Source organism: Enterobacter cloacae complex sp. IR5403 (assembly GCF_049238705.1).
Taxonomy (GTDB): Bacteria; Pseudomonadota; Gammaproteobacteria; order Enterobacterales; family Enterobacteriaceae; genus Enterobacter; species Enterobacter hormaechei_C.
Genome location: NZ_JBMKHP010000003.1, coordinates 12,564 through 36,394, shown reverse-complemented (window position 1 = coordinate 36,394; position 23,831 = coordinate 12,564). Strand labels below are relative to the sequence as shown.

Here is a 23,831-nt window from a genome sequence, read left to right as displayed (position 1 = left end):
TTCGTAGGGTGAATAAAAGGAGAAAAATTGATGAGTACCGATCTGAAGTTTTCGCTGTTTACCACCATTGTTGTTCTTGCTCTGATTGTTGCCGGTGGTTTAACCGCTGCGCTGCACTGATTCAGGAGGGGGGAGAACCTTCTCCCTCTCTTGCCGCTATTGTTACCTCTCCGGCAAAAATCTTTTGCCAAAATGTTAACTTCTCATTTTTTGTGATTGATGTCATGCTTTTGACTTCTTAGTTCTGTGCCGGGTTATGGCACGGTATCCGGAGTCTCTTCATGAAAATCAATTTTCCCCTGCTGGCCCTGGCGATTGGCGCCTTCGGGATTGGCACCACTGAATTCTCCCCGATGGGGTTATTGCCTGTTATCGCCCGGGGTGTGGACGTCTCTATCCCTGCGGCCGGTATGTTAATTAGCGCCTACGCGATTGGCGTGATGGTGGGCGCGCCGCTGATGACGCTGCTGCTTTCGCACCGCGCTCGCCGCAATGCGCTGATTTTCCTGATGGCGATTTTCACCCTCGGAAATGTGCTTTCCGCGATTTCGCCCGATTACACCACTCTGATGCTTTCGCGCATTCTGACCAGCCTCAATCATGGCGCCTTCTTCGGACTGGGCTCGGTTGTCGCCGCCAGTGTGGTGCCAAAACATAAGCAGGCCAGCGCGGTAGCCACTATGTTTATGGGTCTCACCATCGCTAATATCGGCGGCGTTCCCGCTGCCACCTGGCTGGGAGAAGCCATCGGCTGGCGTATGTCTTTCCTCGCAACCGCCGGACTGGGCGTGGTCGCGATGGTTGCGCTGTTCTTCTCACTGCCGAAAGGAAGTGCGGGAGAACGTCCGGAAGTACGCAAAGAGCTGGCGGTGCTAATGCGTCCTCAGGTGTTGTCCGCGCTGCTCACCACGGTGCTGGGGGCGGGGGCGATGTTTACGCTCTACACCTATATCTCCCCGGTGTTGCACGACATTACCCACGCAACGCCACTCTTTGTTACCGCGATGCTGGTGCTGATTGGTGTCGGGTTCTCGATTGGCAACTATCTCGGCGGGAAATTTGCCGACCGCTCCGTCAGCGGGACGCTGAAAGGTTTTTTAACGCTGCTGATTGTCATCATGGTGGCGATCCCGTGGCTGGCGCGTAACGAAGTGGGTGCCGCGATTGCCATGGTGGTGTGGGGCGCCGCAACCTTTGCCGTGGTGCCACCGTTGCAGATGCGCGTAATGCGCGTTGCGCACGAAGCGCCGGGGCTCTCTTCGTCCGTGAATATCGGTGCGTTTAACCTGGGCAATGCGCTGGGGGCCGCAGCGGGTGGGGCGGTGATCTCCGGTGGTCTGGGTTACAGCTTTGTGCCGGTGATGGGGGCGATCATTGCCGCACTCGGTCTGCTGCTGGTGATGATGTCTGGTCGTAAACAGCCTGAAGCGGTGTGTACGGCGGAATAAACAAAAACGCAGAAGGGCTTCCCCTTCTGCGTGTCTCTTACGCGGCGAAGTTCTTCGCAACAAATTCCCAGTTAACCAGTGCCCAGAAGTGTTCCAGGTAGTTCGGGCGCGCATTACGGTAATCAATGTAATAGGCGTGTTCCCATACGTCCACGGTCATCAGCGGCGTGGCGCTGGTGGTCAGAGGGGTACCCGCATTAGAGGTGGAAACGATAGCCAGTTTGCCATCAGCCTCTTTGACCAGCCAGGTCCAGCCGGAGCCAAAGTTTTTAACGGCGGCGTCAGTAAACTTCGCTTTAAAATCCGCGAAACTGCCGAACGCGGCGTTAATCGCTGCCGCCAGCTCACCGGCAGGTTCTCCGCCTGCATTGGGGGCCAGGCAGTGCCAGTAGAAGGTGTGGTTCCACACCTGAGCGGCGTTGTTGAATACGCCACCGTCTGAACTGCGCACGATCTCTTCCAGCGTTTTGCCTTCAAAATCGGTGCCCTTGATCAGATTGTTCAGGTTGGTGACATAGGTCTGGTGATGCTTGCCGTAATGGTACTCCAGGGTTTCCGCGGAAATATGCGGGGCCAGGGCGTCTTTTGCATACGGTAGTGCAGGTAATTCGAACGACATTGCTTCTCTCCTTATAGTTTTATACGTTGCCAATAACCCTACAGACAACAAGGACAGAATAGCAAATTGAAAGGGTATGCAAAAGAGGAACTTACCCTGCCACGGAGGCGGCAGGGCAGGGGCTAGCGGATGGTTTTTGGCGTCATCACGCGGCGTGCACCCACATAGTGGCGCACCCAGTAATCTTCGCTGAGGGAGGTGATCTGAATGTCCTGACCGCTGCGCGGTGACTGGATAAATTTACCGTTACCCACATACACCCCAACGTGATCGGCCGTACCGCGTCCCTGGGTGCGGAAGAACACCAGGTCGCCATTTTGCAGTTCGCCACGGTTTACAGGCGCGGCGTCGCGCAGATGGTACATCTCATTGGCGGTGCGCGGAATGCGAAACTTCACCAGATCTTTATAGGCATAATAAACCAGCCCACTACAGTCAAAACCGGTGCGCGGAGAAGTGCCGCCCCAGCGATACGGTTTACCTATTTGCCCCATCAGTTTGTTCATCGCCGTTTTTTGCGCTTTCTGCATACGCGCTTTATGCACGTCAGCCAGCTTCGTCACTTTTGCACATTTCGTTTTATGGCCTTTGCGCACGGTGCATTTTTCATTCACCAGGCTGGCAGTCGTGCGGGTGGTTTTGTGTGTGCCGGAACGGAGAGTTTTGGTTTTACTGGAGGCGGTCTTTTTGGTCTGAGCGGTGGTTTTCTTCTTTACTGTTTTGCTGGTGGTTTTTTTCTTACGTTCTGTGGTTTTTGCCAGATGCGATTTTTGTACAGCAGAATGCCGCGCCTGTTCAGAGGCGTTCGCCGCTGGCGTAAATGAGAGTGTGGTAAACAGTAAAGCACAGAGCGTCATCGAGATTTTAGTTATCCGCGCCACTGGGCAGTCCCCTGATAAATGCAGGCCACAATGCATACCCGCGTGAGATTTACAAAACCTGTCGATTCTAATCCATAAAATCAGAAGAAGTTAATAGCATTTTTCATTCAAAAATTGTGTTTCGTTAGCAAGTGCAAAAAAATTCACCATTCTGTCGTACTCTTGTTCGCTCCTTAAGCAAAACCGCACCCCGTCTGGCGATAAACGACATTAGCAATGCAACTTTATGCGATAAGCGATAAAATAATTAGACGTGACAAAAATGTTATTTTCCGATGTCGGCCTGACCCGCTACAATGTCAGACTGATGCCGTAACAGAAGTTAAAGGAAGCAAGACATGAGCACCACTATTGAAAAAATTCAGCGCCAGATCGCTGAAAACCCGATTCTCCTGTACATGAAAGGTTCTCCGAAGCTGCCAAGCTGCGGCTTCTCCGCGCAAGCGGTCCAGGCGCTGTCCGCCTGTGGTGAGCGTTTTGCTTACGTTGATATCCTGCAAAACCCGGACATTCGCGCTGAACTGCCAAAATACGCCAACTGGCCGACCTTCCCGCAGCTGTGGGTTGATGGTGAACTGGTTGGCGGATGCGACATCCTGATTGAAATGTATCAGCGCGGCGAACTGCAACAGCTGATCAAAGAGACTGCGGCGAAGTATAAAACCGAAGAGCCGGACGCAGAATAAGTTTTCTGCGGATATAAAAAAGCGACCACATTATGTTGGTCGCTTTTTTTTGTCCTGTGGGGCTGTTAATTACCCAACCTACGATTGAGGATCGGCCTCGTCGCCCATCGGCAGCGGCCAGCCGCCGAGACGTTTCCAGCGGTTGACGATCTCACAGAACAGCTCCGCCGTACGCTCGGTGTCGTATAACGCGGAATGTGCCTGGGTGCCGTCAAACGCAATACCCGCCGTGATGCAGGCTTTAGAGAGCACGGTTTGCCCCAGCGCCAGGCCGCTCAGCGCGGCGGTGTCGAAGGTCACAAACGGATGGAATGGATTACGCTTCAGCGAGGCGCGCTCGGCGGCAGCCATGGTGAAGCTGTGATCGAACGTAGCGTTATGGGCCACCATGATGGCGCGGCTACAGTCATTCTCTTTCATGCCTTTGCGCACCATTTTGAAAATGGCGTGCAGCGCCTCGTATTCGCTTACCGCCCCGCGCAGCGGGTTTGTCGGATCGATACCGTTAAAGGCCAGCGCCTCTGGCTGTAAGTTTGCCCCTTCAAAGGGTTCAACGTGGAAATGCAGCGTGGTGTCCGGTACAAGCCAGCCCTGTTCATCCATCTTCAGCGTGATGGCGGCAATCTCAAGCAGCGCATCGGTTTTAGCGTTAAATCCGGCTGTTTCTACATCAATAACAACGGGATAAAAACCACGAAAACGGTCGCACAGACCGGTAAATTGAGCGTTATCGGACATCAGGGTCTCTTACAAGGGGGAAAAAGCAGTGCGCATTATGGCAAATTTTGAGAGGGGATGCAGCAAAACAACGGGCGCATAGTGCGCCCTGCGGGATCAATTGCCCAGACCGCGACCAGCGTCTTTGGCTTCGATCAGTTCGATTTTATAACCGTCCGGATCTTCCACAAACGCAATGACGGTGGTACCGCCTTTAACCGGACCGGCTTCACGGGTGACGTTACCGCCATTGCTGCGGATACGTTCGCAGGCTTCGGCGGCGTTATCCACTTCCAGCGCGATGTGGCCGTAAGCTGTACCCAGCTCGTAGCTGTCCACGCCCCAGTTGTAAGTCAGCTCGATGACCGCTTCATCAGATTCCGGGCCGTAACCAACAAACGCCAGAGAGTATTTATATTCCGGATTTTCGCTGGTGCGCAGCAGCTTCATGCCCAGAACGTTAGTGTAGAAATCGATGGAACGTTGCAGGTCGCCAACGCGCAGCATGGTGTGAAGTAGGCGCATAATTTCCTCATTAAACAGTGGAATGAATTATCTTTTTGAACAGAAACGATGTTTTAGTATAGCGGCGAAAGGTCGCCGCTATCAATGTACAAAGCGGGATTACAGTGAAGGGTAGTCGGTATAACCTTCCGCGCCGCCGCCATAGAAACTTTCAGGGCGCTGTGGGTTCAGTTCGGCTTTCTTCTGCAAACGGGCAACCAGATCCGGGTTAGCAATGTAATCGCGGCCAAAGGCCACGGCGTCGATCAGGCCTTTCCCGATCAGATCCTCGGCTTTCTCTGCCGTATACGCGCCCGCCCCGATAATCACGCCGTGGAAGCGCTCGCGCACTTTCTGGCGGAAGGCTTCACTGTAAGGCTTGCCACCTGCCCAGTCCGGCTCGGACATGTGCAGATAGGCGATACCGCGTTTCGCCAGCTCTTCAATCAGATACAGCGCGTCTGCTTCTTCGTTCGGACCGTTGTCGACGTTCTGGAAAGTACCGATCGGGGAGACACGAATACCAATGCGGTCTGCGCTCCACTCATTACAGACAGCATCGACCACTTCAAGCACCAGGCGCGCGCGGTTTTCAACGCTGCCGCCGTACTGGTCGGTACGCTGGTTGGAAGACGGGGACAGGAACTGATGCAGCAGGTAACCGTGCGCAGAGTGCAGCTCAACCAGGTCGAAGCCCGCTTCACGGGCGTTGGCGACGGCCTGACGGAAATCATTCACGATACCCGGGATCTCGTCCAGCTCCAGCGCGCGTGGCGTGGTGGTGTCAACGCGGATCGCATTACCGTTTTCATCGCGCAGGGAAGTGCGGGTATTGGCGTTCAGGGCAGAGGCCGAAACCGGCGCCTGACCGCCAGGCTGGATGCTGCTGTGTGAGATACGACCGGTGTGCCACAGCTGAACGGCAATACGACCATCTTCAGCATGCACGCCTGCGGTGATTTTTTTCCACGCGGCGATCTGTTCCGGGCTGTGCAGACCCGGCGCACCGGCGTAGCCTTTTGCCTGGGCAGAAATCTGCGTGGCTTCGGAAATAATCAGGCCCGCGCTGGCGCGCTGACGATAATACTCACCCATCAATGGCGTTGGGATATCGCCCGGCTCGATGCTGCGCAGACGGGTGAGTGGGGCCATAAACACGCGGTTTGGGGCAGTAACGGCACCCACTTTCAGTGGGGTAAACAGCTTTTCAGCGGACATAATGGCTCCTGAGTAGACCAGTCGACTAGTAAAAGGGTAAATAAAAACGCCGGCTACACGCCAGGCGCGGTTATACAGTTTTTCACATGCGCCAGCGCGCTTTCGAGCGGCACGGCGCTGCGAGACATTTTTGCTTGCAGGTTGGCGCCTAACCAGAGGGAATAGAGCACCTGTGCCTGCGTGAGCGGATCGCCGGAGAAGGAGAGCGTTTTTTCATTGCGCCCGCTCTCCAGCGCCTGAGCCAACAGGGCAATCACGCCGCTGGCTCCTTTATCCATGGCGGTGCGCATATCTTCGGAGAGATCGCACACTTCGGCAGACAGTTTTACCGTCAGGCAGCCGCTGATGATGCCCTGCTGACAGAACTGCGTCAGCGTTTCCTGATAGTAGTTCAGAACACGATCCCGGTAGTCACCTTCACCGCTGGCGAAGTGGGCTGCCAGGCGCTGATGGTAGCTGGCGTAGTGCCGCTCCAGCATGGCAACGCCAAACGCCTCTTTGGATCGAAAATAGTGATAAAACGATCCCTTAGGTACTTCAGCAGTTTTTAACAACTCGCTCAGCCCCATCCCGGTAAACCCGCGATGCATGCAAAGGCGCTCGCCGGTAGCCAGCAAATGTTCTCGTGTATCGTGTTCAGTGTGTCTGCTCATGCCCTTACTCTAATAGACCGTTCGGTCTAATGCAAGCCCGCTTAGCGACGACACTGCGACAGAATATCCAGCTGCGGCTGATAAACCGCTGATTTCACGTCCATCATGCCCAGAACGGTGGCGAATAAATTGTCCTGTGAAACCGCCTCTTTTGCGGCATGGTCACGCAGGCAATCCGTGTTTACGCCGAAGTTTTTCGCATAATCCGGGGAGAGCCAGAACATAAACGGAATATGCGTTTGCTGCTCCGGGGCCAGCATATACGGCGTACCGTGCAGGTAAATTCCGCTCTCACCCAGCGATTCACCGTGATCGGAGAGGTAAATGAGCGCCGTGTTCATGTTGGCCTGCCGGGCTTTCAGCGCGTCGATGGTTCGGCTGACGACGCTGTCGGTATACAGAATCGTGTTGTCATAGGTATTGATCAGCGACTGATGATCGCAATCCTGTATTTCATTGGTATCGCAGGTTGGGGTGAACTTGCGGAAGTTGTCCGGGTAGCGTTTGTAATAGGCCGGACCGTGGCTGCCCATCAGGTGAATAACCAGAACCGTATCCTGCTTTATTCCATCCAGCACATTGTCCAGGCGGTACAGGTTGACGTCGTCGATACAGGATTTGTCCTTACAGAACTGATCCAGTTTCCACTGGGTCATGTCCGTGTGCGGCACGCGGTCGCAGGCGCCTTTACACCCGCCGTCGTTGTCGCGCCACAGCAGGTTGAACCCGGCATGGTTAAGGACATCGAGCAGACCTTCCTGATGATGGGCGAGGTCCGCGTCATATTTTTTCCGCGTCATACCGGAGAACATGCAGGGGACGGAAACGGCGGTTTCCGTGCCACAGGAGGAGGCCCGCGGGAAGTTGATGACATCCTGCTTTTTCAGCTCTGGGTTGGTTTCACGCGGGTAACCATTTAACGAGTAGTTTGCGGCGCGGGAGGCTTCACCCACCACCACAACCAGCACGGTTTTCTTGCGTTGGCCGGAAATCAGCGCGCCTTTATGAGCATCTTCGCCAATGCGGACCAGCGTCTGGTCGCCGGCAAACCAACGCATTTTGCTGTATTTCACCAGGGCGCTCACGTAATTCGCCGGGGTGACCATTTTGACGATGCTTTTATTATTACGGAACAGCGAAGCATAGTCTTTATAGAACACTGACGCGACCAGGATGATCACCAGCAGCGCACCCAGCATAGCGGCGAAGCGCGTCAGGAGGGCATACCACCATTTTCCTGTGCGAATGCGCGTCAGGGCTAACACAACAGATGGAACCAGACCCGCTACGACCAGCCACAGGATCATCTGCGGCGTCACCAGGGCAGTCGCTTCCTGAGAATTAGTCTCGAACACGTTCACAATCATGTTCTGATCGATAACCGTACCATAGGAATACATAAACCAGGTCGCGGCGGCACATCCCAGGGTCAGGACAATCAGGAGCGGCTTACGAATAAAGGGGATATTTAACAGGCTGAAGACAATCACCCAGCCGCAGAACAGTACCAGCGGCACGCTGGCAGCAAACAGGACATCGTGCAGATGCGTAGGCGCAATGATTGACCAGCTGCGCTGGATAAACAGTGCATTCAGTACGGTGAAGAAAAGTGCACAGCCCAGAGTAAATTTTATATCGTTACAGTGTAACTTTTTAGTGAACCACATGATGAACAGACCATTCGTTATATCAATGCGGCGAGTATAAGAAGGGAAGATTAGCGAAACCTTAATCTCCTGTTTGTGGCGGACATCCTTGCATGCAAGCCATTTAGGGTCTTCACTGTAGGGAATAATGACGTTCTGGAGGTAGGTGTGGCAGAGCAACTGGAATTTTTCCCTGTCCAGAGCCCGTGCCGGGGTATTTGCCAGGTTGATGAACGAGGATACTGCCGTGGCTGCATGCGCACGCGCGATGAACGTTTTAACTGGCAAAATTTCAGCGACGCGCAAAAGCAGGAGGTCTTACGGCTCTGCCGACAGCGTCTGCTGCGCAAAATTCGTGCAAACAAAGCGGTTGAACCCGAAGAACCTCAGCAACCTTCACTGTTTTAGCAGGGTAATTGCGTATACTGGTAACAAGACTTCCTTGAGGAAAATGTTATGGTTCAGCGTATTACCCTTGCCCCGCAGGGCCCGGAATTCTCCCGATTTGTTATGGGCTACTGGCGCCTCATGGACTGGAATATGTCTCCGGTCCAGCTGGCGGACTTTATAGAAGAGCATCTCGATCTCGGGATCACCACCGTCGATCACGCTGATATTTATGGCGGCTATCAGTGCGAGGCCGCCTTTGGCGAAGCGCTGAAGCGAGCGCCAGCGCTGCGTGAACGTATGGAGATTGTGACCAAATGCGGTATTGCCACCACAGCAAAACCGGAGCATGCGCTTGGGCATTACATCACTGACAGCGCGCATATCGTTAAAAGCGCCGAGCAGTCACTGATCAACCTGGCGACCGATCGCATCGACCTGCTGCTTATCCACCGTCCCGATCCGTTGATGGATGCGGATGAGGTCGCGGAAGCCTTCCTGACGCTGCACCAGAGCGGAAAGGTGCGCCATTTTGGCGTGTCTAACTTCACCCCGGCACAGTTTGCGTTATTGCAGTCTCGCCTGCCGTTTACGCTGGCGACGAATCAGGTGGAGATCTCGCCTGTTCATCAGCCGCTGCTGCTGGATGGCACGCTCGACCAACTGCAACAGCTGCGCATCCGTCCAATGGCATGGTCCTGTCTGGGAGGCGGCCGCCTGTTTAACGATGAGGCATTCCAGCCGCTGCGTAACGAGCTTGAAACGGTGGCGCGCGAACTGAATGCGGAGAGTATCGAGCAGGTGGTTTACGCCTGGATCCTGCGCCTGCCGTCTAAACCGCTGCCAATTATTGGCTCCGGCAAAATTGAGCGCGTCCGCGCTGCGCTTGTGGCTGAGGAGCTGGATATGACGCGCCAGCAGTGGTTCCGCATCCGCAAGGCGGCGCTGGGCTACGACGTACCCTGAGCACGCCTGAACCTGACTTTCCGGTGAAATCTGCGCCGCTGGTATAGACTTAAGGTGCAAAAAATAACCCGTGGAGGTCTTATGAAGCGTTTTGCTCTGGCAATGGTTACGCTGGTTGTTTGCGCAGGGGCGCATGCAGCCAGCGAGGACGTTGAAATGAATCTCGTCACTTCTCAGGGGGTAGGCCAGTCCATCGGGACGGTGAAAATCACCGAAACCGATAAAGGGCTGGAATTTGCTCCCGATCTCAAGGCTCTTCCACCCGGCGAACATGGTTTTCACGTTCATGCCAAAGGCAGCTGTCAACCCGCAATGAAAGAGGGGAAACCAACAGCTGCGGAAGCGGCAGGGGGGCATCTCGACCCGCACAACTCCGGTAAGCATGAAGGTCCGGAAGGGATGGGGCACCTCGGCGATCTGCCGGTCCTGGTGGTAAATAACGACGGTAAAGCCACCGATCCGGTTGTGGCGCCACGACTCAAAAAGCTTGACGAGGTCAAAGGCAAGGCGCTGATGGTCCACGTGGGCGGCGATAACATGTCCGATCAGCCTAAACCGCTTGGCGGCGGCGGGGCGCGCTATGCCTGCGGGGTGATCTGATCGCCAATCGTTCCGGGTGGCGGCGCCTGTTCAAGCTGTGACAGGGAGCAGTGCAGCCGCCAGATAATGGACGCCAGATCGCGGGCCGCAGGCTGATGATGGTGCGCCAGCGCGTCGCAAATACGCTGAAGCTCGGCGAGCGTGACGCTCAGGGGGCGCTGCTGCACCCCGCGCTCGCTCATCACATCTCGGAGCATGGAAATACAGTTATCACGGACCTGCGACAGCGGATCGGAACGTGTCTCCCAGGCGCGCAGTTGCCACACCACGTGCGAACAGTTTAACAGCACCACGCCCCAGCGCAGCAGCCAGCGACGGGAGAGTGAATCCTGGCTATTGTTCAGCTGGCTGACATGATGATAAACCAGCGATTCATACTCGCTTTCGCGCAGATGCGGCCTGCGGCTCAGCTGATCGACAAAACCCCTGCGCAACTCCCGAATATGCCTGCGGCTTTTACGCGCGTCCGAGCCCGGGCGTAGCACGGCGAAAGCCAGCCACGCCAGCCCCACGCCGAGGATCTTCGCCAGGTTGTCGTTGAGAAAATCAGCGTAATCGTAAACCGGTGGATTCGTTACAGAGATAAATGAGCCCATAAAAACAATCAACTGACCCCACAGACCGGCCAGTTTAGGCATTTGCAGTTTGAGCAACTGCATGGTGGTTAATAGCGGGAAGAGAAACAGCAGAAATTGCCAGAGGTCGGTTATCTGCACCATCAAACCAAATTTCACCACGAAGCTGAACAGCGACAGCAGTACCAGCGTACGCAGCAGAAGCGTCAGGGAATTAAAGGGGGAAGCGGCGACGGAATAGAGCACGCAGCTGATTGCTGCAAGCGTCAGGGCCGCACTGCCCGCATCCCATTGGGTGGTGATGGCCCATGCGCCCACGGCCGTTAACGCGCAAAACGTACGAAAACCGCTCCACAGCGCCTCCATTGCGTCGGTATGCCGCGCCAGAGCAGGACTACCGGGAACGGAAAATTCGGTGACGGGCGTGGCATTTTCGACGGCTTTTAACCAGCGGCTGCTGCGCAGATACAGGCGGCAGAAATAGTTCAGACGCTGCCAGAAGGCGCGATGCCGGTAGTCATATTCATCCGTTGGAGCGAGCGGCGCGATAATGCGGGCCACGGTATAGATATCGGCATCCGGACGCGCAAGGGCGGCGAGCAGCGCCTCAATAATCTCCCGGGTATGGGCTGGCGGTGCAGGCCAGTTCAGCAACATCCGGCGAAGGCTCGAGATCGCACTCGTCATCCGCAATTGCTGGTGCAGTAAATAGTTCAGAAGCGTATTCTGGCGACGAAAACGGTAGTGGCTCCAGAAAGCCTGGATGCGCAGCAGGTTCATGGTCAGGATCTGGCCGATGACCTTTTCGTGCGCGAGGCGGATGTCATCGCTGCTGTCAGGCTGCCAGAGCAGGCTGGCATGTTCCAGCAAACGTGCGTGCATCGTTTTAAGGGCGGTGATAAGCGTAGTGCCATCTGAGGTACTGGGCAGAATCATCATCATGACGCCCCCGCACAGAATGCCGACCATTACTTCACACACGCGTGCCTGGGCGATATCCCACAGCTCGGTGGTGTCCAGCACGTTGACGACCGGAAAGGCGATAATGGCCGCGGTGTAACCCGCCAGTTGAAACGCATAGGCAACGTTATTGGTAAAATGGGCGCAGGCCCAGGTACACAGCCCCAGCCATGCCGACATGCTTAACAGAAATAGCCAGGGATCGTTCAGGGTATGGCCGGCAAGAAGCAGTGCGGCGGTTGCCCCCAGCAGGCTACCCGCCACGCGCCCGAGGCTTTTACTGATAACGCCCCCGACGGTAGGGAAGCTGACGACCGCCGCAGAGGTCATCGCCCAGTAAGGCTCATCCAGATTCAGATAATAGGCAACCGTAAGCGCAAGGCACATGGCGATGCCGTTGCGCAGCGCGTAACGCCACTGCGGTCGTGTCGCTTTTATCCACGGCGTATTGCGCCAGGAGAAAGCCCCCAGGTTCATCATCGCGATCCGATGGCGACGGTGCAGGTTGTGCCAGAGACCAGGGTAATGTCTTTCGGCAGTTGATCAAACTCGACGCGAACAGGCACCCGCTGAGCCAGACGCACCCACGGTACGTTGGGTTTGATGTCGGGCACCAGGCCAGAATCGGTTTCCACGCTCTGATCGTAAATTGCCCGACCTATGCTGCTAACGTGACCCTGTAACGTTTCTGCGCCGCTGTAAAGCGTGATCCGGGCAGGCGCTCCCTCGCGGATATGGCGCAGCTTGGTCTCTTCAAAATAACCTACAACATAGAAAGAGTGGCTATCGACCAGGGCGAAGACCGGCTGGCCTGTGGTGGCGTAATCCCCCACACGGGTCGACAGGCTCGTGATCCATCCATCCACCGGCGCTTTGACCACGGTCTGGGTCAGTTGCCACTCGGCCTGTTTCAGCGTTGCCTCTGCAACCTTCAGGCTGGCCTGCATGGCTTTTACATTGATATTGGCGGTATCGAGATCTTCCGCAGAGATGTAATTTCTCGACAGATGGCGGCGGCGTTCGGCTTCGTTATTGGCTTTTGCCAGATCGGATTGAGCTTTAGCGAGCTGCGCCTGGGCATTAAGCACCGCAATGTGAAAAGGGGTCTCGTCGATGCGGAATAGCACATCGCCCGCATGAACGTACTGGTTGTCCTTCACCAGCAGCGCGCTGATACTGCCGGATACCTGTGGCGTGATGCTGACCTGTTCCGCGCGGATCTTGCCGTCACGCGTCCAGGGCGACTGCATGTAATAATTCCAGAGCCACCAGCCAGCCATCAGCGCCAGCGCTAAGACAAAAAGAGTGGAAAAATATTTTAACGTTTTCAATGCTATTCTCACCACACGGTTAACACGGCAAGGCCAAGACAGACGGAGAGGGTAAACAGGGAGAGATCCATTAACATCGGGTGCCAGATTTCACCGGAATACATCCAGTCGCGCAGCAGACGATGCGCAATGAGCCAGATCACAAAACCGACCATCACGGCTTTAAACAGTGGCGGAAAGTAGACCGATGCGCCAACAATCAGATCCTGGAGGGGTAACCCTGCGGAGAAGGAAAACAACGTCACAAGCAGCGATCCTTTGCGGTGGAATGAGGGCCACATTGGCAGATTTCAATGCGATGGCGCATTACCATTCAGTGTAAATCATCCTTTAAGGAATGATGAATACCGTGATTGCATTTGTTTTGGCAATACAAATACTGCAAACTATTCTAAAATCACTATAATCACTTAGCAAGCTAATTATAAGGAGATGAAATTGGAATCGCCATTAGGTTCTGATCTGGCAAGGTTGGTACGCATCTGGCGTGCTCTGATTGACCATCGCCTGAAACCTCTGGAACTCACACAGACGCACTGGGTTACGCTGCATAACATCCATCAGCTTCCGCCCGATCAGTCACAGATCCAACTGGCAAAAGCGATTGGTATTGAGCAGCCGTCTCTGGTGCGTACCCTTGACCAGCTGGAAGAGAAGGGACTCATCTCCCGACAAACCTGCGCCAGCGACCGTCGCGCCAAGCGGATCAAATTGACGGAAAAAGCGGCCCCGATTATCACTGAGATGGAAACCGTCATCAGTAAAACGCGAGGGGAGATCCTGGCCGGTATTTCCCCCGCTGAGCTGGAAATGCTGATCGGACTCATCGCCCGTCTTGAGCAAAACATCCACGATTTACAGTCGCGCGACTGACGTTGTTTACAGGCCTTGCTCGTGCAAGGCCTCTGTCATGATTTGAACACCACCACCCGGTTGCGGCCCGTCTCTTTTGCCTCGTACATGGCTTTATCCGCGCTCTCCACGCAGGTTTCAGCGCTGGTTTCCGGCGAGGTGGCGGTGAATACCCCCATACTGATGGTAATCGGTTCCGGAAGCTGCCCACCGCTGCTGGCCTTGTCAAACCCGCTCAACTTGAGGCGAATACGTTCGGCAACCTGATGCGCGACATCAGACGGTGTATTTGTCAGCATGAGCACAAACTCTTCGCCGCCGATCCGCGCCGCGATATCCTGCGGTCGCACCGAATCGGTCAACAGGTTTGAGACAAACTGTAAAACCTTATCCCCCTGCAAATGGCCGTAGCAGTCGTTAATGCGTTTAAAACGGTCAAGATCGCTCACGACCACCGACACCGGATGTGTCACCGTGGCCGTGTTTAGCGCGTGATTTAATGAATCATAGAAATAGCTGCGATTATAAAGACGGGTGAGGGGGTCGCGGATGGAATTTTGATAAGACTGCTGATATTTTACATGCGAGTCACGATACAAATTAAATACATCAGAAAGTAAGATGAAAATAATCATTAACGTAGCGACAGTTTCGAATAACCGTGCCCGGTACCATGAAATATCTTCAGCGTGTCCGCCTAACAATAGCATGAGCAGAGTGACGATATAACAGACACATAAAAAATTGCCGCCGACCCAAAACAAATTCCTCACGCGGGTAATGGCCAACAGGGTGATTAACGTTACTACCCACAGGACGATCAAAATGATATTGATCGCCTGGCTCCACAGAACCATAAACTGCCGGGTTTCATTATCAACCAGGTCCAGTGTGAGCAGGGTTGAATGGCTGGAATAGAACAATGCCAGCCCAAGCATACAGCCCGTAAAGAGCGAGGCGCCGACAACGATACCAACATGGGCGCTTCGTGAGAGCGCAGAATTGCGCAGGCTATACAGTAATGCTGCGACGATCATCAGCACCGCCATTAAAAAGTGGCGGAACATGTAGAAAATCATGGCGTCGTTATAGTTCGCTTCGTTGAACTGATAGAGATCAAGCCAGGCCGGGAAGCTGGCCAGTGTCCCCACCATCAGTAACGCCGAACCGGCAAAGGCCAGGGCAATGGGAACAAGATATAATCGCCTTCTGTCGCACCAGTATTTCATTGCCATAAAACAGGCAATAAACAGATGGAACACCAGAAGAAATATCGTCAGCGTAGGGAAAAACAAAGGTGAAAACGAAGGAACCCATTCAACAAGTTTTATAAAAAAACCTTGTAATACGGCAATGATAACAATGCACCCAAGCGCGAAGGCCACAAAGCGGTTCTTTACAAATCGACAGATCGCAAGCATAGAGAATTTAAAAATTAAAAAAGGAAAAAGAGATTGCGAAGAGTCTAAGCGAGGGAAATAAAAAATACTTTGCGCACGGACAAGAACAGGTGAAATGAATAATTCACCATGTGAATATATTGTGCCAATATATTATTGGAAATGATGATTTTGGTAAATGGATGCGGTCTGAAAGACCACATCCATCAGGATATTAACGCGGGGAGACGGTGACCTGGCTGCCGTTGCTTGCCAGAACAACACGCTGGCCAGCAGAGAAGCGGGTGTTACCCTGTTTCTGCACAACCATAATGGTGCTGCCATCGTCTTTACGGATTTCCAGCTCAACGCCCTGAGTTTTGTTCATCGCACCCTGAACGCCCTGACCCGCTACGCCGCCTGCAACTGCGCCCGCTGCGGTCGCCAGAGAACGTCCGGTGCCGCCGCCAATGGTATTACCCAGGAAACCGCCCAGCACAGCACCGCCGATTGCGCCCACCACGTTCGTGTCATCGCCACCCTGAATCTGAACAGGACGGGCATTAACGATAGTACCGTATGTCACGTTCTGTACCTGTTTAGCTTCAGAAGCACTATATACGTCGCCGGAGAGTGAACTGTCATTCACACAACCCGCCAGTGTTAAACCAATCAGCGAAACGCCCAGTACACGTAAAATCATTTGACTCTCCTGTTCACCAAAAAACGCCCGGTTGGGGCATCCGTTATGGCTAAATTATATGGCATTCCTGACCACAGTTCATATCTTTGCATCCCGAATAGATAAATTTTACCTGAACAGGGCTTAACGGGACATAAACAAACATCGCCTGTGCTACAGGTCTGAGATTGTTAAAAATTATTATCACCGCATAGCAAAGCCGCGTTATTTATGATGGAGTGTTTGCACTTAGCCCATGTAACGTAAGGAAAGCGCATGAAATCGGGTCGCTATATCGGTGTGATGTCTGGTACCAGTCTTGACGGTGTGGATGTCGTTCTGGCCGCCATTGATGAAAACATGGTGGCGCAGCAGGCAAGCCTGACCTGGCCAATTCCGGTCTCGTTAAAAGAAGAGATCCTGAACATTTGCCAGGGGCAACAGCTGACGCTTTCCCAACTGGGCCAACTGGATGTGCGTCTGGGGGCGCTGTTTGCTGATGCGGTACTGGCCCTGATGCAGCAGGAAAGACTCCACCCGCAGGATATCGTGGCAATAGGTTGCCATGGGCAGACCGTCTGGCATGAACCTGTCGGGGAGGCGCCGCACACGATGCAAATTGGCGATAACAACCAGATTGTGGCAAAAACCGGCGTGACGGTGGTGGGTGATTTCCGTCGTCGCGATATGGCCCTCGGCGGGCAGGGGGCGCCGCTGGTTCCGGCATTTCATCAGGCGCTGCTGGCGCACCCGGTAGAGCGCAGGATGGTCCTGAACATCGGCGGGATCGCCAACCTGTCAATGCTTATTCCCGGGCAACCCGTGCGGGGGTACGATACCGGACCCGGTAATATGCTGATGGATGCCTGGATCTGGCGTCAGAGCGGTAAAGCCTATGACAAAGACGCGCAGTGGGCCAGCCAGGGGAAAGTGATCCTTCCCTTGCTGCAAACCCTGTTAAGCGATCCTTTCTTTGCTCTGCCTGCGCCGAAAAGCACGGGGCGGGAATATTTCAACTACGGCTGGCTTGAACGTCAGCTGACGCGCTTCCCCGGCCTTGCGCCTCAGGATGTGCAGGCTACGCTGACGGAGCTCACCGCGGTGTCGATTTCTGAACAGGTGTTGCTGAGCGGCGGGTGTGAGCGCTTGCTGGTATGCGGAGGCGGAAGCCGCAACCCGCTGGTGATGGCACGCCTCGCCGCCTTGCTGCCGGGCACCGAAGTCACGACCACTGATGAAGCCGGGATCAGCGGAGACGATATGGAAGCGCTGGCCTTCGCCTGGCTCGCCTGGCGTACGGTTGCCGGTCTGCCGGGGAATTTACCCTCCGTAACCGGTGCGCGGGAGGCGAGCGTCCTCGGGGCCATTTTCCCCGCAAACCCGCGCCATAATCAGAGTTAACTGAAATTCAGCGGGAGGCGTAACCCGTAAAATAGGGAAAAACAGGAGGGCGGTTAGGCCCTCCAGGACCAGGATAGTCTTCGGAATCTGCCCATGAAAAAACTTCTTCTCATTGCTGTATCTTTTCTTATGACCGGATGCAGCGTCTATAACCAGTTCGTTGAGCGTATGCAAACCGATACGCTGGAATATCGTTGTGATGAAAAACCGCTGACGGTGAAGCTGAACAACCCGCGTCAGGAAGCCAGCTTTGTTTATGACAATAAGTTGTTGACGCTGAAGCAGGGAATGTCGGCCTCCGGTGCGCGCTACTCAGACGGGATCTACGTCTTCTGGTCGAAAGGCGACAGCGCCACCGTCTACAAGCGTGACCGCATTGTGCTGAACAATTGTCAGCTTGAAAATCCGAAGCGTTGAGATTTTTGAAGGGGGCGCGCACAATAGCGCCACCCAATCTCACTTTCAGCTAACGCCATGTCAGATAACGACGAACTACAGCAAATTGCGCATCTGCGCCGTGAATACACCAAAGGCGGTTTGCGCCGCCAGGATCTTCCCGCCGAACCGCTGGTGCTTTTTGAACGCTGGCTGAAGCAGGCCTGCGAAGCGAAACTGGCCGACCCGACGGCGATGGTCGTTGCCACGGTTGATGAAAACGGTCAGCCGTATCAACGCATCGTTCTTCTCAAGCATTATGACGAGAAAGGGCTGGTGTTCTACACCAACCTTGGCAGTCGTAAAGCGCATCACCTTGAAAATAATCCGCGTATTAGCCTGCTCTTCCCGTGGCATATGCTGGAGCGCCAGGTGATGGTCACCGGCAAGGCGGAGCGCCTCTCTACGCTCGAAGTGGTAAAATATTTCCACAGCCGCCCGCGCGACAGTCAGATCGGCGCCTGGGTCTCTAAACAGTCCAGCCGAATCTCAGCCCGCGGCGTGCTGGAGAGTAAATTCCTCGAACTCAAACAGAAGTTTCAGCAGGGTGAAGTACCGCTGCCGAGTTTCTGGGGCGGGTTCCGCATCCCCATTGAACAGATAGAGTTCTGGCAGGGCGGTGAACACCGCCTGCACGACCGCTTTTTATACCAGCGCGACAACGGTGGCTGGAAAATCGACAGACTGGCCCCGTAATCCCCAAAATTTGTTGATTTAAGCGCTAGCGCACACCGCGCTGGCGCTTTATTCTATGGTCCTTTCGCATCAGGCGAAAAGTCGTGTACCGGCAAAGGTGCAGTCGTTTATACATGGAGAATTTGATGGCAAGCAGTAACTTGATTAAACAATTGCAAGAGCGGGGCCTCGTGGCCCAGGTGACGGACGAGGAAGCGTTAGCAGAGCGACTGGCGCAAGGCCCGATCGCGCTCTATTGCGGCTTCGATCCCACCGCTGACAGCTTGCATTTGGGGCATCTTGTTCCATTGTTATGCCTGAAACGCTTCCAGATGGCCGGCCATAAGCCTGTCGCACTGGTTGGCGGCGCGACCGGTCTGATTGGCGACCCAAGTTTCAAAGCCGCTGAGCGTAAGCTGAATACCGAAGACACCGTGCAGGAGTGGGTGGATAAGATCCGGAAACAGGTTGCACCGTTCCTGGATTTCGACTGCGGTGATAACTCTGCGATTGCGGCGAACAACTACGACTGGTTTGGTGGCATGAACGTGCTGACGTTCCTGCGTGACATCGGCAAACACTTCTCTGTTAACCAGATGATTAACAAAGAAGCAGTGAAGCAGCGTCTTAACCGTGACGATCAGGGTATCTCTTTCACCGAGTTCTCCTACAACCTGTTGCAGGGGTATGACTTCGCCTGCCTGAACAAGCTGCACGGCGTCTCTCTGCAAATTGGCGGTTCCGACCAGTGGGGTAACATCACCTCCGGTATCGATCTGACCCGTCGCCTTCACCAGAATCAGGTGTTTGGTCTGACCGTGCCGTTGATCACCAAAGCCGACGGTACCAAGTTCGGTAAGACCGAAGGCGGCGCGGTATGGCTGGATCCGAAGAAAACCAGCCCGTACAAGTTCTACCAGTTCTGGATCAACACGGCGGATGCCGACGTTTATCGCTTCCTGAAGTTCTTCACCTTTATGGATATCGAAGAAATCAATGCGCTGGAAGAAGAAGACAAGAACAGCGGTAAAGCACCACGCGCCCAGTACGTGCTGGCGGACGAAGTGACCAAACTGGTTCACGGCGAAGAAGGTCTGGCGGCGGCGAAGCGCATTACGGCGAGCCTGTTCAACGGAACCCTGAGCGATTTAAGCGAAGCGGATTTCGAACAGCTGGCGCAGGATGGCGTGCCGATGGTAGAGATGGAAAAAGGCGCAGATCTGATGCAGGCGCTGGTGGACTCCGAGCTCCAGCCGTCTCGCGGTCAGGCGCGTAAAACCATCGCCTCTAACGCCATCACCATTAATGGCGAAAAACAGGCCGATCCGGAATACACCTTTACCGAGAACGACCGTCTCTATGGTCGCTACACGCTGCTGCGTCGCGGTAAGAAAAATTACTGCCTGGTCTGCTGGAAGTAATTAAAAGTATGCAGGGGCGTGGGAAACCACGCCCCTTTTGTTTTGACAGGGTTTGGTAAGTAAAACATGAAGAACATCCTCGCCATTCAGTCCCACGTTGTGTTTGGACATGCTGGCAACAGCGCTGCGGAATTCCCGATGCGCCGCCTCGGCGTTAACGTCTGGCCCCTCAATACCGTCCAGTTTTCGAATCACACCCAGTACGGTAAATGGACCGGCTGCGTGATGCCGCCGTCGCATCTGACGGAAATCGTTCAGGGGATTGCGGATATCGACCAGCTCAAACGCTGCGATGCCGTACTGAGCGGCTATCTGGGTTCGGCGGAGCAGGGGGAACATATCCTCGGCATTGTGCGCCAGGTGAAAGCGGCAAACCCCGCGGCGAAATATTTCTGCGATCCGGTGATGGGACATCCGGAAAAAGGCTGCATTGTAGCGCCGGGCGTTGCGGAGTTTCATGTCCGCCATGCATTGCCCGCCAGCGATATTATTGCCCCCAACCTGATTGAACTTGAGATCCTGTGCGAGCATCCGGTCAACAGCGTAGAAGAGGCGGTAAGCGCCTCTCGCGAGCTGATCGCACAGGGGCCAGAGATTGTGCTGGTGAAACACCTGGCACGCGCAGGGTTGAGCCAGGACCGTTTTGAGATGCTGCTGGTGACGAAGGATGAAGCCTGGCATATCAGTCGACCGCTGGTGGATTTCGGTACACGTCAGCCTGTCGGGGTCGGGGATGTGACCAGCGGTTTGCTGCTGGTGAAGCTATTGCAGGGTGCGAGCCTGCGCGATGCGCTGGAGCACGTCACCGCAGCCGTTTATGAAATCATGATTGCGACGAAGACGATGCAGGAATATGAGCTCCAGGTCGTCGCGGCGCAGGATCGTATCGCGAAGCCGGAGCACTATTTCAGCGCAACGCAGCTTTAGACACCGCCCGGCGGCGCTGCGCTTGCACGGGCCTACGGAATTGGTAGGCCGGGTAAGCGTCAGCGCCACCCGGCAACCCAGGCCTTCGGTTAATTCAACCCTTCCGCTTTCAGCGCCGCCGCCACCGCAGGACGCTCCGCCACGCGCGTCATATACGACGCGACATGGTCTAACCCTTCCATGTTCAGCTTAACCGCGCGCGCCCAGCGCAGAACGGTAAACAGATAAGCATCGGCGATGGTGAAACGCGAGCCACAGATCCACTGGTCGTCTTTCAGCGCGTCGTTAACGTACTGCAACTTTTTCTCCAGCAGCGCGCGCACGGTAGGTTTGTACTCTTCCGGCGTGTCCGGGCGGAACAGGGGCGTAAATCCTTTGTGCAGTTCGGTGGCAATATAGTTCAGCCACTCCAGCGTCTTATAACGTGCAATGCTGCCGGTGGGGGCAAGGAGCTGACGATCCGGTACGTTGTCCGCCAGGAATTGCATAATCGCCACCCCTTCGGTCAGCAGGGTGCCATCATCCAGCAGCAGGGCCGGAACCTGGCCTTTTGGGTTAATCGCAAAAAAGTCATCCCCGTTTTCCAGGCGCTTTTTCATCAGGTCAACGCCGTCCAGCGTGAAATCTTTACCGCTCTCGCGAAGCGTAATATGGGAAGCAAGAGAGCAGGCGCCCGGTTTATAGAACAGTTTCATCGGTAACTCCTTTTTGCTGAGGTTCCAGCTATGTTAGTGCGCGTTCAGATAAAAAAAAAGCCGCTAATCAATTAGCGGCTTCTGTTCAGTCGTTTCCCGATGACATCACGCGTTCGCGGTTTTGATCGCTTTAGCGGATTTGTCGTCGTCCTGCGTCATACGATTCAGTTTAGGTGCGGTCAGCAGCATCAGCACGGCAATCACGGCGGTCGCGATACCAATTTGCATGAACACGGTGCCGTAGACATTCAGGGAAACCAGCGGGTCGGTAACGTTGTCTGGTACCGCCATCAGGTTCGCAATCTTACCTGCGATGATGGCTGCGCCAGCGGTCGTCAGGAACCAGCTACCCATGATGAAGCCCATCAGACGCTGAGGGACCAGCTGCGCAACCATCGCCAGGCCCAGACCGGAGATCATCAGTTCACCGATGGATTGCAGCGCATAGCTCAGGATCAGCCAGTTAACAGACACGATACCCGCGTCGGTTGCGAATTTCGTCCCCAGCGGCAGCACCAGGAATGCGCCAGAGCACAGCACCATACCGATAGCGAACTTGTGCGGCATAGGCAGACGGTCGCCCATCTTGTTATAGATAGCGGCCAGAATCGGGCTACCAATCATGATCCAGAACGGGTTCAGGGCCTGATACTGCTCCGGCTCGAACGCGATACCGAGGATGGAGTGCTCAACGTTGCGGATAGCGAAGAAGTTCAGAGACGTTGGCATCTGGCTGTACAGAACGAAGAAGATGATCGCTTCCAGCATCAGGATGAACGCCACAATCATCTTACGACGTGCCGCACCCTGCATCGCGAAGGCTTCTTTCGCGAAGATAATCACGATACCCAGCGCAACCACGCCCAGTACGGCACGTGCAACGCCCTGGTTGTGCAGCAGCCAGGTGGCGACAGCGGCCAGGATCACGATGCCGACGATGGTTGACAGCAGTTTGCCCATGTGCACGGGTTCGAAGTCTGGTTTTGAACCGTAGTCTTTAACCCAGCTACGGCAGAACAGGAAGTTCACAACGGTGATCAGCATACCCACGAAGCTCAGCGCAAACGCTACGCTCCAGCCGAATTTTGCGGCCAGCCATGGGGTTGCCAGCATAGAGAAGAAGGAACCGATGTTGATGGACATGTAGTACATGGTAAATGCACCGTCCAGACGTGGGTCATCTTTGCTGTAGCAGGTAGAGAGCAGGGAAGACGGGTTCGCCTTGAAGAGGCCGTTACCTACCGCGATGGTAGCCATACCCATGTAAACCACACCTGCATCGTGCCCGGACCAGGCAACCAGCCCATAGCCAATCGCCAGAACAACGGCGCCCAGCATAATGACACGTTTAGTACCGAGAACTTTATCGCCTAACCAGCCGCCGATAGCTACCAGGCCATACACCAGGGCGCTGAAGGAAGAGAACAGCGTGATGGAATCGGCTTCAGACATACCCAGCTGTTTAACCAGGTAAACCGCCATGATCCCTTGCAGGCCGTAGTAGCCAAAACGTTCCCATAATTCGATAGAGAAAATGAGATAGAACGCTTTAGGCTGTTTGAAAGCGTTAAGACTTACGCTCTCATCTGTTGGTTTATTGTTTGCAGTAGACACATATACCTCTTTTTTTACATCCCATATTAACGGGGGTGTTCATAGCGTGATGACCGTAGTCCATCCGCTTTATAGTTATATTGGGAGGGGAAACGGCGGGTAATGTTCACTATCCAGCCCCATCTGGCAATACGTTTGTAATAATCTGTTACATATAACTCTGGCGGTATAATCATCGGGTCATGCAAATGTTATACAGCGTTAAATCTCATCCGTTCAAAATTGATGGTTTTTTTCACTGTAAACGACCCTGTTCAACGGCTGTATGGCGATATGTTCTGCTATTTTGGGTGATTGGCAGTGATATAGCCCATATTCTGAAAAATGACTGGTCTTATGTGCGGTGTGGAATCGATGAAATCTTGTCTGACAAAGGGGTTGGGCGGGTTTTAACAACAAAAATCCAACATCAGGTTATCAGAGTGATCGCGATCACAGATGTATAGAAATTTTTGGTGATGAAAAAACTATTAACCTGTTTGAGTGTTAAATGACCGAAGAATCGACAAAGCGTAAAGGAGAAAGAGAGGGCAATTTATGGTCAATCGGGAAGATATCA

The 23,831-nt window shown here is 54.4% G+C and carries 26 protein-coding genes; 12 read left to right on the top strand and 14 right to left on the bottom strand.

Annotated elements, in window-relative coordinates; genetic code table 11:
• Positions 1-30: 30 nt before the first annotated feature.
• The gene (locus ACOTW6_RS05215; protein ID WP_003857632.1) at positions 31-120 is read left to right on the top strand and encodes a YnhF family membrane protein; all 90 of its coding nucleotides are present in this window, start codon (positions 31-33) and stop codon (positions 118-120) included.
• 161 nt (positions 121-281) lie between these two features.
• Entirely contained in the window at positions 282-1,448 is a 1,167-nt protein-coding gene (locus ACOTW6_RS05210; protein ID WP_017384607.1) for an MFS transporter, read from the top strand.
• Between the two features lie 37 nt (positions 1,449-1,485).
• Here the strand turns inward: ACOTW6_RS05210 and sodB are convergent, their stop codons facing one another.
• Both sodB and ACOTW6_RS05200 read right to left on the bottom strand, forming a co-directional pair.
• Positions 1,486-2,067, bottom strand: coding sequence for a superoxide dismutase [Fe] (gene sodB, locus ACOTW6_RS05205; RefSeq protein WP_017384606.1), 582 nt, complete (start codon positions 2,065-2,067; stop codon positions 1,486-1,488).
• Between the two features lie 122 nt (positions 2,068-2,189).
• Positions 2,190-2,948 carry a C40 family peptidase gene (locus ACOTW6_RS05200; protein WP_045338780.1) on the bottom strand — a complete coding sequence of 253 codons (759 nt, stop codon included), beginning with the start codon at positions 2,946-2,948 and terminating at the stop codon, positions 2,190-2,192.
• 338 nt (positions 2,949-3,286) lie between these two features.
• Here ACOTW6_RS05200 and grxD point away from each other — a divergent pair, with 338 nt between their 5' ends.
• Complete coding sequence (grxD, locus tag ACOTW6_RS05195) at positions 3,287-3,634, top strand: monothiol glutaredoxin 4 (RefSeq protein ID WP_003832760.1); 348 nt, start codon at positions 3,287-3,289, stop codon at positions 3,632-3,634.
• A 78-nt stretch (positions 3,635-3,712) separates the two neighbouring features.
• On the opposite strand, the gene rnt is transcribed toward grxD, so the two are convergent.
• The 5 genes from rnt to eptA form a co-directional block, all read right to left on the bottom strand.
• A complete protein-coding gene (gene rnt, locus ACOTW6_RS05190; protein ID WP_047051409.1) occupies positions 3,713-4,372 on the bottom strand; it encodes a ribonuclease T in 660 nt (219 codons plus the stop codon).
• Between the two features lie 96 nt (positions 4,373-4,468).
• Positions 4,469-4,876 carry a lactoylglutathione lyase gene (gloA, locus tag ACOTW6_RS05185; RefSeq protein ID WP_003857623.1) on the bottom strand — a complete coding sequence of 136 codons (408 nt, stop codon included), beginning with the start codon at positions 4,874-4,876 and terminating at the stop codon, positions 4,469-4,471.
• Between the two features lie 99 nt (positions 4,877-4,975).
• Positions 4,976-6,073, bottom strand: a complete 1,098-nt coding sequence (locus ACOTW6_RS05180) for an alkene reductase (RefSeq protein ID WP_015570682.1) — start codon at positions 6,071-6,073, stop codon at positions 4,976-4,978.
• 53 nt (positions 6,074-6,126) lie between these two features.
• Positions 6,127-6,726 (bottom strand): TetR/AcrR family transcriptional regulator, encoded by a 600-nt coding sequence (locus ACOTW6_RS05175; protein ID WP_003857618.1) that lies wholly within the window; start codon positions 6,724-6,726, stop codon positions 6,127-6,129.
• Positions 6,727-6,767: 41 nt separating this feature from the next.
• Positions 6,768-8,393 (bottom strand): phosphoethanolamine transferase EptA, encoded by a 1,626-nt coding sequence (gene eptA, locus ACOTW6_RS05170; RefSeq protein WP_213788666.1) that lies wholly within the window; start codon positions 8,391-8,393, stop codon positions 6,768-6,770.
• A 147-nt stretch (positions 8,394-8,540) separates the two neighbouring features.
• Here eptA and ACOTW6_RS05165 point away from each other — a divergent pair, with 147 nt between their 5' ends.
• From ACOTW6_RS05165 to sodC, 3 genes are all read left to right on the top strand, one after another.
• Positions 8,541-8,780, top strand: a complete 240-nt coding sequence (locus tag ACOTW6_RS05165) for a DUF1289 domain-containing protein (RefSeq protein ID WP_003857614.1) — start codon at positions 8,541-8,543, stop codon at positions 8,778-8,780.
• Between the two features lie 48 nt (positions 8,781-8,828).
• The gene (locus tag ACOTW6_RS05160; RefSeq protein WP_015570678.1) at positions 8,829-9,725 is read left to right on the top strand and encodes an aldo/keto reductase; all 897 of its coding nucleotides are present in this window, start codon (positions 8,829-8,831) and stop codon (positions 9,723-9,725) included.
• Between the two features lie 81 nt (positions 9,726-9,806).
• Positions 9,807-10,325: a superoxide dismutase [Cu-Zn] SodC gene (sodC, locus tag ACOTW6_RS05155; protein WP_015570677.1), complete on the top strand. Its 519-nt coding sequence runs from the start codon at positions 9,807-9,809 to the stop codon at positions 10,323-10,325.
• Here sodC and ACOTW6_RS05150 read toward each other — a convergent pair.
• Genes ACOTW6_RS05150 through ACOTW6_RS05140 form a run of 3 tightly spaced genes read right to left on the bottom strand, consistent with a single transcriptional unit; the run spans position 10,304 to position 13,436 of the window.
• Positions 10,304-12,337 (bottom strand): FUSC family protein, encoded by a 2,034-nt coding sequence (locus ACOTW6_RS05150; RefSeq protein WP_026080711.1) that lies wholly within the window; start codon positions 12,335-12,337, stop codon positions 10,304-10,306. The genes sodC and ACOTW6_RS05150 overlap by 22 nt on opposite strands.
• Positions 12,337-13,197, bottom strand: a complete 861-nt coding sequence (locus ACOTW6_RS05145; protein WP_047728633.1) for an HlyD family secretion protein — start codon at positions 13,195-13,197, stop codon at positions 12,337-12,339. Before ACOTW6_RS05145 ends, ACOTW6_RS05150 begins: the two co-directional genes overlap by 1 nt.
• Positions 13,198-13,199: 2 nt before the next feature.
• The gene (locus tag ACOTW6_RS05140) at positions 13,200-13,436 is read right to left on the bottom strand and encodes a DUF1656 domain-containing protein (protein WP_003857607.1); all 237 of its coding nucleotides are present in this window, start codon (positions 13,434-13,436) and stop codon (positions 13,200-13,202) included.
• A gap of 187 nt (positions 13,437-13,623) precedes the next feature.
• Between ACOTW6_RS05140 and slyA the strand changes: the two genes are divergently transcribed.
• Entirely contained in the window at positions 13,624-14,064 is a 441-nt protein-coding gene (slyA, locus tag ACOTW6_RS05135) for a transcriptional regulator SlyA (RefSeq protein WP_006808997.1), read from the top strand.
• Positions 14,065-14,099: 35 nt separating this feature from the next.
• Here the strand turns inward: slyA and ACOTW6_RS05130 are convergent, their stop codons facing one another.
• Together ACOTW6_RS05130 and slyB are read right to left on the bottom strand one after the other, a co-directional pair.
• Positions 14,100-15,464 (bottom strand): GGDEF domain-containing protein, encoded by a 1,365-nt coding sequence (locus ACOTW6_RS05130; RefSeq protein ID WP_062932592.1) that lies wholly within the window; start codon positions 15,462-15,464, stop codon positions 14,100-14,102.
• Between the two features lie 193 nt (positions 15,465-15,657).
• Positions 15,658-16,125 (bottom strand): outer membrane lipoprotein SlyB, encoded by a 468-nt coding sequence (gene slyB, locus ACOTW6_RS05125; protein ID WP_003857604.1) that lies wholly within the window; start codon positions 16,123-16,125, stop codon positions 15,658-15,660.
• A 255-nt stretch (positions 16,126-16,380) separates the two neighbouring features.
• Here slyB and anmK point away from each other — a divergent pair, with 255 nt between their 5' ends.
• The 5 genes from anmK to pdxY all read left to right on the top strand — a co-directional run bounded on the left by anmK (position 16,381) and on the right by pdxY (position 20,963).
• Complete coding sequence (gene anmK, locus ACOTW6_RS05120) at positions 16,381-17,505, top strand: anhydro-N-acetylmuramic acid kinase (protein ID WP_062932593.1); 1,125 nt, start codon at positions 16,381-16,383, stop codon at positions 17,503-17,505.
• Between the two features lie 93 nt (positions 17,506-17,598).
• Positions 17,599-17,922 carry a C-type lysozyme inhibitor gene (gene mliC / locus ACOTW6_RS05115; RefSeq protein WP_062932594.1) on the top strand — a complete coding sequence of 108 codons (324 nt, stop codon included), beginning with the start codon at positions 17,599-17,601 and terminating at the stop codon, positions 17,920-17,922.
• Between the two features lie 57 nt (positions 17,923-17,979).
• Entirely contained in the window at positions 17,980-18,636 is a 657-nt protein-coding gene (pdxH, locus tag ACOTW6_RS05110) for a pyridoxamine 5'-phosphate oxidase (protein ID WP_032648127.1), read from the top strand.
• Between the two features lie 125 nt (positions 18,637-18,761).
• Positions 18,762-20,036 (top strand): tyrosine--tRNA ligase, encoded by a 1,275-nt coding sequence (tyrS, locus tag ACOTW6_RS05105; protein WP_017384594.1) that lies wholly within the window; start codon positions 18,762-18,764, stop codon positions 20,034-20,036.
• 66 nt (positions 20,037-20,102) lie between these two features.
• Complete coding sequence (gene pdxY, locus ACOTW6_RS05100; RefSeq protein ID WP_023313972.1) at positions 20,103-20,963, top strand: pyridoxal kinase PdxY; 861 nt, start codon at positions 20,103-20,105, stop codon at positions 20,961-20,963.
• 89 nt (positions 20,964-21,052) lie between these two features.
• Here the strand turns inward: pdxY and gstA are convergent, their stop codons facing one another.
• Together gstA and dtpA are read right to left on the bottom strand one after the other, a co-directional pair.
• Positions 21,053-21,658: a glutathione transferase GstA gene (gene gstA / locus ACOTW6_RS05095; protein ID WP_003857598.1), complete on the bottom strand. Its 606-nt coding sequence runs from the start codon at positions 21,656-21,658 to the stop codon at positions 21,053-21,055.
• Between the two features lie 105 nt (positions 21,659-21,763).
• Positions 21,764-23,272 carry a dipeptide/tripeptide permease DtpA gene (gene dtpA / locus ACOTW6_RS05090; protein WP_062932595.1) on the bottom strand — a complete coding sequence of 503 codons (1,509 nt, stop codon included), beginning with the start codon at positions 23,270-23,272 and terminating at the stop codon, positions 21,764-21,766.
• Positions 23,273-23,831 lie beyond the last annotated feature (559 nt).

What these genes read in the sequence shown, in the direction of transcription:
- eptA (WP_213788666.1), bottom strand. Translation starts at nt 8,393, where the DNA reads ATGTGGTTCACTAAAAAGTTACACTGTAACGATATAAAATTTACTCTG.
- ACOTW6_RS05160 (WP_015570678.1), top strand. Translation starts at nt 8,829, where the DNA reads ATGGTTCAGCGTATTACCCTTGCCCCGCAGGGCCCGGAATTCTCCCGA.
- ACOTW6_RS05210 (WP_017384607.1), top strand. Translation starts at nt 282, where the DNA reads ATGAAAATCAATTTTCCCCTGCTGGCCCTGGCGATTGGCGCCTTCGGG.
- slyB (WP_003857604.1), bottom strand. Translation starts at nt 16,125, where the DNA reads ATGATTTTACGTGTACTGGGCGTTTCGCTGATTGGTTTAACACTGGCG.
- pdxH (WP_032648127.1), top strand. Translation starts at nt 17,980, where the DNA reads ATGTCAGATAACGACGAACTACAGCAAATTGCGCATCTGCGCCGTGAA.
- anmK (WP_062932593.1), top strand. Translation starts at nt 16,381, where the DNA reads ATGAAATCGGGTCGCTATATCGGTGTGATGTCTGGTACCAGTCTTGAC.
- ACOTW6_RS05180 (WP_015570682.1), bottom strand. Translation starts at nt 6,073, where the DNA reads ATGTCCGCTGAAAAGCTGTTTACCCCACTGAAAGTGGGTGCCGTTACT.
- ACOTW6_RS05130 (WP_062932592.1), bottom strand. Translation starts at nt 15,464, where the DNA reads ATGCTTGCGATCTGTCGATTTGTAAAGAACCGCTTTGTGGCCTTCGCG.
- sodB (WP_017384606.1), bottom strand. Translation starts at nt 2,067, where the DNA reads ATGTCGTTCGAATTACCTGCACTACCGTATGCAAAAGACGCCCTGGCC.
- ACOTW6_RS05175 (WP_003857618.1), bottom strand. Translation starts at nt 6,726, where the DNA reads ATGAGCAGACACACTGAACACGATACACGAGAACATTTGCTGGCTACC.
- pdxY (WP_023313972.1), top strand. Translation starts at nt 20,103, where the DNA reads ATGAAGAACATCCTCGCCATTCAGTCCCACGTTGTGTTTGGACATGCT.
- grxD (WP_003832760.1), top strand. Translation starts at nt 3,287, where the DNA reads ATGAGCACCACTATTGAAAAAATTCAGCGCCAGATCGCTGAAAACCCG.
- gstA (WP_003857598.1), bottom strand. Translation starts at nt 21,658, where the DNA reads ATGAAACTGTTCTATAAACCGGGCGCCTGCTCTCTTGCTTCCCATATT.
- slyA (WP_006808997.1), top strand. Translation starts at nt 13,624, where the DNA reads ATGAAATTGGAATCGCCATTAGGTTCTGATCTGGCAAGGTTGGTACGC.
- mliC (WP_062932594.1), top strand. Translation starts at nt 17,599, where the DNA reads ATGAAAAAACTTCTTCTCATTGCTGTATCTTTTCTTATGACCGGATGC.
- sodC (WP_015570677.1), top strand. Translation starts at nt 9,807, where the DNA reads ATGAAGCGTTTTGCTCTGGCAATGGTTACGCTGGTTGTTTGCGCAGGG.
- gloA (WP_003857623.1), bottom strand. Translation starts at nt 4,876, where the DNA reads ATGCGCCTACTTCACACCATGCTGCGCGTTGGCGACCTGCAACGTTCC.
- ACOTW6_RS05150 (WP_026080711.1), bottom strand. Translation starts at nt 12,337, where the DNA reads ATGAACCTGGGGGCTTTCTCCTGGCGCAATACGCCGTGGATAAAAGCG.
- rnt (WP_047051409.1), bottom strand. Translation starts at nt 4,372, where the DNA reads ATGTCCGATAACGCTCAATTTACCGGTCTGTGCGACCGTTTTCGTGGT.
- tyrS (WP_017384594.1), top strand. Translation starts at nt 18,762, where the DNA reads ATGGCAAGCAGTAACTTGATTAAACAATTGCAAGAGCGGGGCCTCGTG.
- ACOTW6_RS05215 (WP_003857632.1), top strand. Translation starts at nt 31, where the DNA reads ATGAGTACCGATCTGAAGTTTTCGCTGTTTACCACCATTGTTGTTCTT.